Origin of the sequence: Pseudoalteromonas sp. MMG005 (assembly GCF_018101015.1) — a bacterium.
In the GTDB taxonomy this organism is placed as follows: domain Bacteria; phylum Pseudomonadota; class Gammaproteobacteria; order Enterobacterales; family Alteromonadaceae; genus Pseudoalteromonas; species Pseudoalteromonas aurantia.
This window is the reverse complement of sequence record NZ_JAGJEK010000023.1, coordinates 11,960-25,115: the sequence shown is the minus strand read 5'-3', so window position 1 is coordinate 25,115 and position 13,156 is coordinate 11,960. Positions and strand designations below refer to the sequence as shown.

General features: G+C 40.0%; 12 protein-coding genes. All 12 read left to right on the top strand.

The window, feature by feature from the left end; all coding sequences use genetic code 11:
- The first annotated feature begins 4 nt into the window (after positions 1-4).
- The 12 genes from merC (at position 5) to J8M01_RS17685 (ending at position 12,581) form a co-directional block, all read left to right on the top strand.
- Positions 5-394 carry an organomercurial transporter MerC gene (gene merC, locus J8M01_RS17735; RefSeq protein WP_058405786.1) on the top strand — a complete coding sequence of 130 codons (390 nt, stop codon included), beginning with the start codon at positions 5-7 and terminating at the stop codon, positions 392-394.
- On the top strand, positions 382-606 hold the full coding sequence (locus tag J8M01_RS24005; RefSeq protein ID WP_082653641.1) for a GDCCVxC domain-containing (seleno)protein: 225 nt from the start codon (positions 382-384) through the stop codon (positions 604-606). Before merC ends, J8M01_RS24005 begins: the two co-directional genes overlap by 13 nt.
- Before the next feature lie 133 nt (positions 607-739).
- Positions 740-1,120, top strand: coding sequence for a hypothetical protein (locus tag J8M01_RS17730; RefSeq protein WP_058405787.1), 381 nt, complete (start codon positions 740-742; stop codon positions 1,118-1,120).
- Between the two features lie 107 nt (positions 1,121-1,227).
- Entirely contained in the window at positions 1,228-1,725 is a 498-nt protein-coding gene (locus J8M01_RS17725) for a DUF411 domain-containing protein (RefSeq protein ID WP_004589252.1), read from the top strand.
- The gene (locus tag J8M01_RS17720) at positions 1,725-3,152 is read left to right on the top strand and encodes a TolC family protein (protein WP_004589253.1); all 1,428 of its coding nucleotides are present in this window, start codon (positions 1,725-1,727) and stop codon (positions 3,150-3,152) included. Before J8M01_RS17725 ends, J8M01_RS17720 begins: the two co-directional genes overlap by 1 nt.
- The gene (locus J8M01_RS17715) at positions 3,152-4,894 is read left to right on the top strand and encodes an efflux RND transporter periplasmic adaptor subunit (RefSeq protein ID WP_004589254.1); all 1,743 of its coding nucleotides are present in this window, start codon (positions 3,152-3,154) and stop codon (positions 4,892-4,894) included. Before J8M01_RS17720 ends, J8M01_RS17715 begins: the two co-directional genes overlap by 1 nt.
- A gap of 14 nt (positions 4,895-4,908) precedes the next feature.
- Positions 4,909-8,073, top strand: coding sequence for an efflux RND transporter permease subunit (locus J8M01_RS17710; RefSeq protein WP_008467841.1), 3,165 nt, complete (start codon positions 4,909-4,911; stop codon positions 8,071-8,073).
- 53 nt (positions 8,074-8,126) lie between these two features.
- Positions 8,127-8,474, top strand: coding sequence for a copper resistance CopC family protein (locus J8M01_RS17705; RefSeq protein ID WP_058405791.1), 348 nt, complete (start codon positions 8,127-8,129; stop codon positions 8,472-8,474).
- A 19-nt stretch (positions 8,475-8,493) separates the two neighbouring features.
- Entirely contained in the window at positions 8,494-9,381 is an 888-nt protein-coding gene (locus J8M01_RS17700; protein ID WP_211058823.1) for a CopD family protein, read from the top strand.
- 15 nt (positions 9,382-9,396) lie between these two features.
- The gene (locus J8M01_RS17695; protein ID WP_008467847.1) at positions 9,397-9,867 is read left to right on the top strand and encodes a nuclear transport factor 2 family protein; all 471 of its coding nucleotides are present in this window, start codon (positions 9,397-9,399) and stop codon (positions 9,865-9,867) included.
- Positions 9,868-9,894: 27 nt separating this feature from the next.
- Positions 9,895-11,718 carry a copper resistance system multicopper oxidase gene (locus J8M01_RS17690; protein WP_058405792.1) on the top strand — a complete coding sequence of 608 codons (1,824 nt, stop codon included), beginning with the start codon at positions 9,895-9,897 and terminating at the stop codon, positions 11,716-11,718.
- Positions 11,715-12,581: a copper resistance protein B gene (locus tag J8M01_RS17685; protein ID WP_028834968.1), complete on the top strand. Its 867-nt coding sequence runs from the start codon at positions 11,715-11,717 to the stop codon at positions 12,579-12,581. The genes J8M01_RS17690 and J8M01_RS17685 overlap by 4 nt, the downstream gene beginning before the upstream one ends.
- The last annotated feature ends 575 nt before the right edge of the window (positions 12,582-13,156 follow it).

Genomic DNA, 13,156 nt, shown 5'->3' with positions numbered 1-13,156 from the left:
TCAAATGATAAATAAAATTTTAGATAAAGTTGGCTCAGGCGGGGTTTGGCTTGCAGCACTTAGTTGTACAGGGTGTTTCCCTGCACTTGGTTCATTAGCATCAGCGTTGGGGTTAGGTTTTCTTTCTCATTTTGAGGGGATTGCTGTAAATACCTTGTTACCTATATTTGCAACTCTGGCGCTACTAGTAAACTTATACAACTGGCACAAAAATAAAAGCCATACCAGAGCTGCCTTCAGCATTCTTGGGCCTGTAGCAGTGCTATTAACGCTTTATCCTCTTTGGCAATATGATTGGAGCACATACCTATTTTACTTTGGTATTTGCTTAATGGTCGTTATGTCGGTTTTGGATATCGTAAAACCAGTAAGGGAGCAAACATGCAACGTATAGAGCTAAAGTCGACTATTACATGTCCAGAATGTGGGTATAGTAAAATTGAAGAAATGCCGACAAACGCTTGTCAGTGGTATTATGAATGTGAATCGTGCAAAGTTTTGTTAAAACCATTAAAGGGTGACTGCTGTGTTTACTGTTCATATGGAACAGTAAAGTGTCCACCAATTCAGGAAGGACATAATTGTTGCTCTCATACTGGTGATTAATTAGTTATTTTTTCTCGACTATATTCACTAGTCTCCTGTATTAATCAAAATTTTTAAAAGCACCACGGTTTATCATTTACTTAGATATGACTTTAATTTAGTATTGTGATGGTATTTTTCTTAAGAGAACTTTATGTTTAAACCACTTTCAAAAGTCTTAGTTGTTGTAGCTATGCTGATTGCCTTTGTTGGGCAAGCATTGGCTTATACTGCTATGTCTTGTGAAATGTCATCAGGTTCTCACGAATCACACATGAACATGGATCATTCCAAAATGAGTCATCATGAAGGAATGAATCATGGGGATATGAATAAAAGCAGTAATGGTCAATCAGAAGATTGTTGTGACGTTGAATGTATTTGTCCTGCAAATGCTTGCTCATCTACGACAGTCCTAAATTCCAGTATTGATTCGACAGATATTCAAATATTCAGTGAATCTGTAGCTGCTCTGCAATCTAAACAACCTCATTCAATTTCCACTTCCCTTTATCGTCCACCAATTTTTGCCTAATACAGGATTAGTGCGTCCAAATTTCTCGCACATGTAATTAATTTTTCTGTTAGTCAATATAGCGTCGTAGCGCTATAGATATTTTCCAGCGATGTCTGGGGGCAAAAATGATCAATAAGTATTTAAAAATAGCAGTAGTAATGCTGCTTTCACCTGCGTTTGCAAACGCCAACGAACATAACCATGCACACAATAACGACGTAACACCTTTGGAGTTAATCGTTTATAAAACCCCTACTTGTGGGTGTTGTAAAAAATGGATAACTCATATTGAAGACAAAGGGATCGTTGCGCATTCCAAAGATTTCCGAAACATCGGCAACATCAAAACTAAGTATGGTATCAAACCTAATTACCGTTCATGCCACACGGCAGTGAGTAGAAATGGATTTGCCTTTGAAGGTCATATACCTGCTAAATTTATTCAGCAGTTCTTATCAGAAGAACATCCCAATGCGATTGGGCTTTCAGTTCCAGCAATGCCAGTTGGCTCTCCCGGTATGGAAGTCGATGACCGCTTTATGCCATACAACGTGTTAATTCTATTTAAAGATGGAACGAGCAAAGTCTATGCAAAAGTTAAGACATACGAGGAGCAATTCTAATGAAATTGAACTCTTCAAACCTTACTTCACTTTCAACTGCATTAATACTCGGCTTATCTGTATTCTCAGCTCAAGCTGAGAAAGTAGTGTCGCTTGAACAAGCTATCACCTTAGCTCAGCAAAATGATCCTTGGCTTCATGGTAGCCGATTGAAACAAAGTGCAGTTGAAAATAGAAGTATTGCTTCAGGTACTTTGCCTGATCCGAAAGTATCGCTAGGGATAATGAATTTACCAACAGATACTTGGGATTTAGATCAGGAAGGAATGACTCAGCTAAAGGTTGGCGTCTCTCAAATGTTTCCGAGAGGCGACAGTCTAGAGATCAAGAAAGACCAGTTACAAATTGAGTCCACGAAATTTCCACTGTTACGAGAGGATCGTAAAGCTAAGTTGAAAAGCCAAGTGTCACAACTTTGGTTAGATGCTTACTTAGCCCAACAAACTATTAAATTGATTGAAGATGATTGGTCTCTCTTTGAGCAGATGGCGGAAGTGGCTAAAGCTAGCTATTCAAACGTTGTTGGTAAAACTAGACAGCAAGATGTTATTCGTGCTCAGTTGGAAATCGTGCAGTTAGATGACAGATTAACTTCGCAAAAGCAGAAACTAGAAACGACAATCGCTCGTCTCAATGAGTGGCTTCATATTTACGATGCGGATCGTTTGAATGAATCATTCAACTTTGACGCGCAACCATTAGAGTTTAGCGTCTCAAAAGAATTGCCTTCGATTCAATTGAATAATCCAACAGTCCTAAAAGCATCTAATTACTCAAGAAATCTATTGGCTCAGGAGCTTTCGAATCACCCAGCCATACTTGCGATTGATATAAAACGCAAAGCTTCAGAAAAAGGAATTGAGTTAGCCAAACAGCAATATGAGCCGCAATGGGGCGTTAATGCTAGTTATGCCTATCGCGACAATATGCCCTCTGGTGATAGCCGAGCTGATTTATTTTCTGTTGGGGTAACGTTTGATTTACCCTTGTTTACCGAGAACAGACAAGATAAGCAAGTTGCAGCTTCTATTGCAGATTCAGAGACTATTAAAACCGAGAAACTATTACTGACAAAGCAAATGATCAGTGTTTTAGAAAAAGAACTAAGACAGCTTAAACGCTTATCAGATAGACAATCTATCTATCAAGAACAACTCCTTAAACAAACTCATGACCAAGCAGAAGCGTCATTGACAGCCTACACAAATGATGATGGCGATTTTGCCGAAGTTGTTCGAGCAAGAATTGCCGAATTAAATACCAGAATATCAGCTTTAAGAATTGATGTTGACGCACTTAAAACAGTTGCTCGTATCAACTATTTCTTTGCGCATTCTCAATCTAACTCAAATGCTGAACATAAGTCGATGCAAACTTCACACAAAACTAATCAGCACTTATCCAGTCAGCAATTTGGAGAAAAATAATGTCAACGAATACAAAAACAATTATTGCCATCATCATTGGGGCAGCACTTGGTGCTGGAGCATTGAGTTTATATCAAGGTACTGGCTCAAACAGTAATAGTAATGAAGCAACATCAGGAGAAAAAAAGCCTCTGTATTGGGTTGCACCGATGGATTCTAATTACCGCCGGGACAAGCCCGGTAAGTCGCCTATGGGGATGGATCTAATTCCAGTGTATGAGGAAGGATCATCTGGTGATGACTTTGGCCCCGGAGCAGTAAAAATTGCGCCTCATGTAGTGAATAACCTTGGGGTTCGCACTGCACCTGTTGAACTGAAAAATATGCATACTGAAATCTCAACGGTAGGTTATGTTCAATATGATGAAGATAAGCTAATTCATATCCACCCACGGGTTGATGGCTGGATTGATAAACTTTACATCAAAGCAGCAGGTAACCCTGTAGAGAAAGGGCAGCCTCTTTATACACTATATTCTCCTCAGTTAGTTAATGCTCAGGAAGAGCTGTTAATAGCGTTAAAGCGCAACAATAGTTCTTTAATTTCAGCAGCCAAAGATCGCCTAAAAGCGTTACAGCTTTCAGCAGACTTTGTTCAAAAGCTAGAAAAGACACGAAAGGTTCAGCAAACAATTACCTTTTATTCACCACAAGCAGGTGTTGTCGATGGTTTGAAGGTTAGAGAAGGTTTTTATGTAAAGCCGGGAAACACCTTATTAAGCATTGGCCAGCTAGATCAAGTTTGGGTTGAAGCAGAAGTGTTTGAACGTGACGCAGCCTTAATTAAAAAAGGACTTCCTGTATCAATGACACTGGATTATTTACCCGGTGAGGACTGGGCTGGTGTCGTTGATTATGTTTATCCAACATTGAACAGTAAAACACGCACACTCCGAGTGAGATTGAAATTTGATAACACAGACTATCAATTAAAACCAAATATGTTTGCACAAGTCTCTATTCACGCTAATCAAGCTGATAGCACCATCCTCGTGCCTAAAGAAGCCGTTATTAGAACAGGTAAACAGGACAGAGTAGTACTTGCGTTAGGTGATGGGCAATTTAAATCTATTGAAGTGACTATTGGCCGGGTTGATATCGACAGCATCGAAATATTAGACGGCTTAAATGAAGATGACGTTGTGGTGACATCTGCCCAATTCTTGATTGATTCTGAATCAAGTAAAAGCTCTGACTTTAAACGAATGACTCATGATGAAGTGCCTAACTCTGTTTGGATGCAAGGGGATGTTAATAGTGTTATGGCAGGGCACCGCATGGTTAATATTTCACATGGCCCTGCTGAAGCTTGGGATTGGCCTGAAATGGTTATGGATTTTACTGTGGCTGAAAAAGTCGATATTGACTCATTAAAGTCAGGTCAATCTTTGCACTTTGAAGTGAGCAAAACCGAAGACGGTGGATATGAAATTACTGGAATTCATATCATGAGTGAGCCTGAAGTATCATCAGCAACAGTATCTGGTTTGATTAATGCGATTGATATTGATACACGGATTCTAAATATTAGCAGAGGCCCAATAGAGAAATGGGATAGACCTGCTGCGACGATGGATTTTATCGTCGCGGACAATATAGAAATGGTTGATTTCAATGTCGGTGATAATGTCACTTTCACTTTTGAGGTTAGAGATGACTTAGTTATCACTGACATTTCTCTTGAATCAGATGAACAACACGGCAAGGAAAATAAAGCTGCTGTTGATCATTCTAATCATTAAGTGGGAGAAAAATAATGATTGAATCAATTATTAGATGGTCTATCGGCAATCGTTTCTTTGTTTTGTTGATTACCTTAATTATCGCGTTTGGTGGTTTGTATTCATTACAAAAAACACCAGTAGATGCACTCCCCGATCTTTCTGATGTGCAGGTGATAATTAAGACGAGCTATCCGGGACAGGCACCACAAGTAGTGCAGGATCAAGTGACATTTCCTCTTACTACAGCGATGTTATCAGTGCCGGGGGCGCAAACTGTTCGTGGTTACTCATTTTTTGGTGATTCCTACGTCTACATTATTTTTGATGACGATACTGATTTGTATTGGGCTAGAAGCAGAGTACTTGAATACTTAAGCCAAGTAGCATCAAGCCTGCCTGATTCGGCAAAACCTCAATTAGGACCTGATGCAACAGGTGTGGGTTGGGTATACATTTACGCTTTAACAGATAAGTCTGGAAACCATGATCTAAGCCAATTAAGAAGCATTCAAGACTGGTTCTTAAAGTATGAACTACAAACTGTTCCGGGCGTGTCCGAAGTTGCCGCCGTTGGTGGTATGGTTAAGCAGTATCAAGTGCAAGTAGATCCTGATAAATTGAGAGCTTACGATATTCCTCTAAGTTTAATACAAATAGCCTTACAAAAAGGGAACAAAGAAACTGGCGCATCCGTTGTGGAAATGGCTGAAGCTGAATATATGGTTACCGCAACGGGGTATATTCAATCAGTTAGTGATATAGAGAAAATCCCACTTGGTATTAACGAACAAGGCACGCCATTGCGTATTGGTGATGTTGCTACCGTTAATTTAGGGCCTCAAATGCGCCGTGGTATCGCAGAGCTTAATGGTGAAGGCGAAGTTGTTGGTGGTGTTGTCGTTATGCGCTTTGGTGAAAACGCTCAACAAACCATAAACGGGGTAAAAGAAAAACTTGAATCGCTTAAATCTTCTCTACCAGAGGGGGTGGAGATTGTCCCTGTTTATGACAGATCGAAGTTAATAGATCGTGCTGTTGATAATCTTTGGAGCAAGTTGCTAGAGGAGCTTGCAGTCGTTGCTATTGTCTGTGTGGCTTTCCTATTTCATCTTCGCTCATCTATTGTGGCAGTTGTTACTCTGCCATTAGGTATCTTGGTGTCGTTCATTATCATGTATATGCAAGGCATCAATGCCAACATTATGTCTTTAGGCGGTATCGCTATTGCGATTGGTGCGATGACTGATGGTGCAATAGTGATGATTGAAAATATGCACAAGCATATGGAGAAAACACCACTAACAGATGAAAATCGCTGGCAAATTGTTGCTAAGGCTGCGAGTGAAGTAGGCCCTGCACTATTTTTTAGCTTACTGATCATTACAGTCTCATTCTTACCTGTATTTATCTTGGAAGCGCAAGAAGGAAGAATGTTCTCTCCGCTCGCCTATACAAAAACCTATGCAATGGCGGCATCAGCAGGTTTGGCGATCACATTGGTGCCTGTTTTGATGGGCTACTTTATTCGAGGCAAAGTTGTTTCTGAAAAGAAAAACCCGTTAAACCGATTATTGATTGCTATCTACATGCCTGTTTTAAAGCAAGTCATGAAGTTTCCAAAATCGACAATAGTAGCAGCAATATTAGTGACTATCGTTGGCTTTTGGCCTGTCGATAAAATTGGTAGTGAATTCATTCCGCCATTGGATGAAGGCGATCTCATGTATATGCCTACTACCTATCCCGGTATTTCAATTGGTAAAGCAAGGGAGTTATTGCAGCAAACAGACAAGCTTATTCGCACTGTGCCAGAAGTTGAAACTGTATTTGGTAAAGTAGGAAGAGCTGAAACTGCAACCGATCCTGCACCTTTAACCATGATTGAAACCTTTATTCAATTGAAGCCACAAGAGCAGTGGCGAGAGGGTGTGACTACTGAATCGTTAAAAGCTGAGTTTGATAAATTGGTTAAGTTTCCGGGCTTAACGAATGCTTGGGTTATGCCAATCAAGACCCGAATCGACATGTTAGCAACAGGCATAAAAACGCCTGTGGGTATTAAAGTCGCCGGACCAGAGCTTGATGTGATTCAGGAAATCGGCCAACAAATAGAGCAAATTTTACCCGAAGTTACAGGCACAGCATCAGTTTACTCAGAGCGAGTTGCAGGTGGACGATATATCAAGGTTGATATTTCACGCGATAAGGCAAGTCGCTTTGGGTTAAACATCGAAGATGTTCAACAAGTGGTTTCTACAGCTATTGGTGGTATGAACGTTACCCAAACGGTAGAAGGTCAAGAGCGTTACCCTGTTAACTTACGCTATCCGCAAGACTATCGAGACTCTCCTGAGCAGCTATCACGATTACCTGTTGTAACACCAAGTGGTCAACGCATTGCACTAGGTGATGTCGCAGATATTCGAGTTGAGAACGGTCCGCCGGGGATTAAGAGTGAAAATGCTCGTTTAAATGGCTGGACGTTTATCGATATAGACGGTGTTGACGTAGGTACTTATGTTGAAAGTGCAAAAATACACTTGGCTAATAATCTAAAACTACCAGCAGGTTATTCAATTACTTGGGCTGGGCAATACGAATATATGGAAAGAGCGAAAGAAAAGCTCACCTATGTATTGCCTTTAACACTCGCCATTATTGTTATTCTACTTTACTTAAACTTCAGAGCGTTTAGTGAGGTGGCTATCATTATCGTTACCTTGCCGATGGCGATGATTGGTGGCTTATGGTTGATGTATCTGGAAGGGTTTAACTTCTCTGTGGCTGTTGGCGTGGGCTTTATTGCTCTAGCTGGGGTAGCGGTTGAGATTGGTGTGATAATGTTGGTCTATCTCAATCAGGCACTTGCTGAGCTTAAGGAAAAAGCTGAAGAGCGAGCTGAACCTATCTCTGATGATGCATATCAAGATGCATTATTGCACGGTGCAGGCTTACGAGTTCGTCCAGTAATGATGACAGTTGCAACAATCATTATCGGCTTGATGCCCATTTTATATGGTACAGGAACAGGTTCGGAGATTATGAGTCGTATTGCTGCACCTATGGTAGGCGGAATGACAAGTGCTGTGCTACTCACTCTTATTGTGCTCCCAGTAATTTACTCAATCGTTAAAAAGCCAGAATTAAACGCCTTTAACAAGGAGCTTTCTAAGGCGGAGCTAAAAAGTAATGCTTAGCGAAGTTAAGAAACCATAAATAGCAATTTCAATAAACTAAAATAGAGGTAAATATGAAAAAACTAATTAAATTTTTAACCGTAATCAGTGTCGTTTTTAGTAGTGCGGTATTTGCGCATGTGCATCTTGAAAAAAGTGTGCCTGCTGATAATGCAATGCTAATGAATCCTCCAGAAGAATTAACTTTGATGTTCACCAAAGAGGTACGGGTTGTAAAAGTTTCATTGGCCAATAAACAAGGCGAAGAATTTAAATTTGGATTCGAGCCTTCTAAAGTCGCTACTAGCAAATTTACATGGAAACTACCTAAATTAGCTCCTGCAAACTACGCTGTGGATGTAACCTTCTTAGGTAACGATGGTCATAAAATGAAACATAGCTTCGGCTTTATGGTTCACTAAAATAGGCGGTGTGATTGATATGGAAATGTATATCTGGAATACAGTCATTGTACTGTCAAAAATTGTATTTTACGTCGGCTTTGCCTGTATTGCAGGTTATACATTTTTCAGGCAAATATTTGAGAATAATGAATCTCATACTAATGCTGTAATAGCGAATTTAACGTGGACAAGAACTTATATAGTTATGGCTTTGATCGCTAATATTACTTGGTTCTTTGCCAGTACTGGTGCAATGGCAGAAGAGGGAATTCAGGGGGCGATAGACGCTGATATATTGGCTATTATGTGGGACTCCTCTGTCGGCACTGGAGCTTTGCTTCGAGCGCTTGGGCTAGTTACCGCAATAATCGCTTTAGCTTTAAGGTTCAAACTCGCTGTGAACTCGTACTTAAAACAAAGCGCTTTAATGTTGAGTTTAGTAATCCTTGCATACTCATTCACGTTACTGGGTCATATTTCTGAGTTAGGCACAATTGAAAAAGGCTTGCTTATTTTGCATGTGCTCGTTATGGCATGGTGGTTTGGGGCGTTATTGCCATTAAAACAGGCTTGCCATCAGCTAAGTTATGCAGAACTTCATTTGCTGATGGAAAGCTTTGGCAAACAAGCAAGTTTTACATTGAGCCTATTGTTGGTAGCAGGCCTCTGGCTCGTGATTCAATTGGTCGGAAGTCTTGATGCACTAATAAGCTCAAGTTACGGACAAATACTGTTGTTTAAATTGGCCCTTGTAGTGTCTATTTTGGCACTTGCTGCTAAACATAAACTAATACTCGTTCCACAACTTAAAAATAGTCAAGGCAGAGAGGCTTTATCTAAATCTATCTCGATAGAAATGGTAGTAGCTTTTGCCATTTTATCTGTAACGGCTGGGCTTACTAGTGTTGTTGGCCCTGCAAATTAAAACCTAAAAGAGAGAATGAAAATGAAAACAATAAATATATTACTCGTTTTATTAATGACGTTTAGTTTCGCAGCAAACGCTCATGGTGATAAGAACAAAGACAAAGGTTTGTTTAAAGGTATAGATACCCCTGCCGCAAAAGTTGTTTTGGCATTTCATCAAGCACTTGAAACTGGCAATCAAAAACAGGCTAGAGCGCAGTTAGCGGATGATGTCACCATTTTCGAGGGAGGCCGCGTTGAAAGGAGCGCTGATGAATATGCTCATCATCATATGTTGTCGGATATGAAGTATTTAGCAGCGATGAAGAGCGACACACTTGAACATCAAGTGACGATACTTGGAAATACCGCTATCTCTGCGTCGCGTAGTCAAACTACAGGTACTCATAAAGGTGTTGAACGCGATTATCAAGGCATGGAAACGATGGTGCTGGAAAAACAAAATGGTGAATGGAAGATTAAGCACATTCATTGGTCACATTAATTTATTGGTTAAATAACGGAGTACAAAATGAGAATTAAAAGTCCATTACATCAAGTTTCTACGCCACGTAGACGCTTTGTACAAGGTGTAATTGCTGGCGGTGTATTAGCTGCTTTTCCAAGTGTTCTTCATGCAGCTTCATCTTTGATTGCTGGAACTTCAACAGGTACTGCGCCCGAACTAAGTGGAGAAGTAATAGATTTAGTGATAGATGAGTCACCCGTAAACTTCACAGGTGTTGTAAGAATGGCTACAACAATCAATGGCTCAATACCAGCTCCTACCTTGCGCCTCAGAGAAGGTGATGACGTTACTATCAGGGTAACTAATAAATTATCAGTGCCGAGTTCAATTCATTGGCATGGGATCATTCTTCCGTATCAAATGGATGGCGTACCGGGTATTAGCTTTAAAGGTATAATGCCGGGTGAAACCTTTGTTTATAAATTTAAGCTGCAACAAAGCGGCACATATTGGTATCACTCACACAGTGGCTTTCAAGAAATGACAGGTATGTACGGCGCATTAATTATTGAGCCAAGAGAAAAGGATATTATTAGTGCTGACAATGAGCATGTCATCCAATTGTCTGATTGGACTGATGATGACCCAATGGATTTGTTTCGCAAGTTAAAAGTACAGAGCGATGTATTTAACTTTAATCAACCTACTGTTCCAGAGTTTTTTGATGACATTTCAAATAGCAGCGTTTCAAATGCGCTACAACGCCGGGAAATGTGGAATAAAATGAGAATGAACCCTACAGATCTTGCAGACTTATCAGCATCTGCAATGACTTTTTTAATGAATGGTTGTGCGCCTTTGACAAACTGGCGTGGAATGTTTAAAGCTGGCGAAAAGGTTAGGCTTAGATTTATTAACGGTTCTAGCAATACGTTTTTTGATGTAAGAATACCTGAGCTGAAGTTAACAGTTGTACAAGCTGATGGACAAAATGTTGAACCTGTGACAGTAGATGAATTTAGATTTGGTCCCGGTGAAACTTATGATGTACTTGTCGAGCCAAAAAATGATGCATATACGATTTTTGCACAAAGCATGGATCGCTCAGGTTATGCTAAAGGTACTTTATCAATGGCACCTAACGTTGATGCACCAGTACCTTCTTTAGACCCCGTTGAGTGGTTAACGATGACAGATATGATGGGCAATATGACCCATGATAGTGTGCATTCTACAATGGCTGATACGGCAGGTATGTCGGGCATGAATTCTAATAAAATGGATCATAGTGCAATGGGTCATGGAGCGATGGCAATGGATCATAGTAAACATGGAATGACTAAAAACCCATTAGCTGTTGCTAGCACTAAAGTGCGTCATGCAAAAACAGAGTATGGAGCTTCTGTTGATATGCGTGTTGATATGCCTAGAACAAACCTTGATGATCCCGGTATAGGTTTACGTAAAAATGGACGCCGTGTTTTAACACTTGCAGATTTACATTCTCTTGAGGGAATTACAAACCAGCAAGAGCCAGAGGCTGAAATTGAATTACATTTAACTGGAAACATGGAGCGTTATAGCTGGTCATTTGATGGCTTGGAATTTGGAAAAAGCACGCCAGTTCACATGAAGCATAATCAACGTTTAAGAGTTATTTTACAAAACGATACAATGATGACACATCCCATGCACCTGCATGGTATGTGGAGCGATTTGGAGAATGAAAAAGGTGATGTACAGGTTCGTCGCCATACTATCCCTGTACAACCAGCGCAAAGAATTAGTTTTTTAACAACACCTCATGACGTAGGTCGCTGGGCATGGCATTGCCATTTATTATTCCACATGGATGCAGGTATGTTTAGAGAGGTAGTTGTATCATGAAAAAATTAATACTAACCAATACGTTAAGACTATTATTAATAGGTTTGCCCCTTATAAGTGTATCTGTATCTGTATCTGCAAAAGATGAGATGACTGAGATGGGTGATTCTAAAATGCAAGCACAAGGTGGAGATGCACCTAAAGATGCTAGAGACCCCCATGCTTATGCAGCAGGTACAACTTTGACTGAAGGCCCTTATGCACTCAGTAGCGACAAACGACTGACTTTGGCAGATGAGCATTCATTTTACGCGCTACTAGGGGATCGTCTTGAATATAATGAGCAAACAAACGCAGGTGTTTTTGACTTTCAGGCATGGTATGGCACTACTTTTGATAGATTAGTCATCAAAACTGAAGGAGATTTTAGCGAAGGTAATTTAGAGGAGAACCAAACAGATTTTCTATGGGGCCACGCAATATCTGCTTATTGGGATACACAAGTCGGTATTCGACTTGATTACAATAACGAAGGTGAAAACCGCAAATGGCTAGCTTTTGGTTTACAAGGTCTAGCCCCCTACTGGTTTGAAATTGATATGACTGCGTATTTAGGAGAGCAAGGTAATAGTGCATTTTCGATCGAAGCTGAGTATGAGCTATTACTTACTCAAAAGTTAATTGTTCAACCACGAGCAGAGTTGACGCTTTACGGTAAGGATGACGTCCAAAATAACCTTGGTAGTGGCTTGTCTAGCAGTGCTATTGGTTTTCGGGTTCGTTATGAGTTTACCCGCCAGTTTGCTCCCTATGTTGGCGTTGAGTGGACAAATAAATTTGGTAATACAGCCGACTTTGCGAAGTTAAATGGGCAAAGTACTCGTGATACTGCTTTTGTTGCAGGTATCAAGTTCTGGCTCTGATATGAAGAAATACTATATTGACTTGATGAGAGCTACCGCAACTATATTGATGGTAGCTTTCGTTTTTTGGGATTTAAACCATTTTAGTTATGTTAGGAAAGGCCTAGCTAATAGTTTTTTTGGAAAGAACTAAGAGCAGTAATAGTAAGCTACTTCTTGTTTTCAGTCGGTGCCAGTCTAGTGTATACCTATCAAGGTGGAATATCAGCTAAGAAGTAAAGTTGGCGAATGGTTAAGGTTAAAGAGTCAAGGCAAAAAACATCGCCATTGAAAGACGTACAATAGGCCATTTTATCACTTTTGATGAACGGGAATTGGATGTGCCCGGGATAGAACCGATTGTTGCAAAGTACTGCGCTTAAAGCTGAACAATTGGAAAAATGATCCATTACTCAATACCTAGTTATGAGCGTAGGGTTTTTATTTCTTTTAATGGTGCTCATGCTTGGCTTCAATCTCATGAGTATAAATTAGACACCCCTTTTATACTTGTGAAGTTAAAGCTGTTTAAAAAAGTAAAAAGTAAAAAGTTTAGGTTTTAGTTCAAAGGTTGATCAAGATCATAAAATTATTTT

Coding starts and splice junctions, on each gene's coding strand:
- merC (WP_058405786.1), top strand. CDS start 5: ATGATAAATAAAATTTTAGATAAAGTTGGCTCAGGCGGGGTTTGGCTT.
- J8M01_RS24005 (WP_082653641.1), top strand. CDS start 382: ATGCAACGTATAGAGCTAAAGTCGACTATTACATGTCCAGAATGTGGG.
- J8M01_RS17730 (WP_058405787.1), top strand. CDS start 740: ATGTTTAAACCACTTTCAAAAGTCTTAGTTGTTGTAGCTATGCTGATT.
- J8M01_RS17725 (WP_004589252.1), top strand. CDS start 1,228: ATGATCAATAAGTATTTAAAAATAGCAGTAGTAATGCTGCTTTCACCT.
- J8M01_RS17720 (WP_004589253.1), top strand. CDS start 1,725: ATGAAATTGAACTCTTCAAACCTTACTTCACTTTCAACTGCATTAATA.
- J8M01_RS17715 (WP_004589254.1), top strand. CDS start 3,152: ATGTCAACGAATACAAAAACAATTATTGCCATCATCATTGGGGCAGCA.
- J8M01_RS17710 (WP_008467841.1), top strand. CDS start 4,909: ATGATTGAATCAATTATTAGATGGTCTATCGGCAATCGTTTCTTTGTT.
- J8M01_RS17705 (WP_058405791.1), top strand. CDS start 8,127: ATGAAAAAACTAATTAAATTTTTAACCGTAATCAGTGTCGTTTTTAGT.
- J8M01_RS17700 (WP_211058823.1), top strand. CDS start 8,494: ATGGAAATGTATATCTGGAATACAGTCATTGTACTGTCAAAAATTGTA.
- J8M01_RS17695 (WP_008467847.1), top strand. CDS start 9,397: ATGAAAATGAAAACAATAAATATATTACTCGTTTTATTAATGACGTTT.
- J8M01_RS17690 (WP_058405792.1), top strand. CDS start 9,895: ATGAGAATTAAAAGTCCATTACATCAAGTTTCTACGCCACGTAGACGC.
- J8M01_RS17685 (WP_028834968.1), top strand. CDS start 11,715: ATGAAAAAATTAATACTAACCAATACGTTAAGACTATTATTAATAGGT.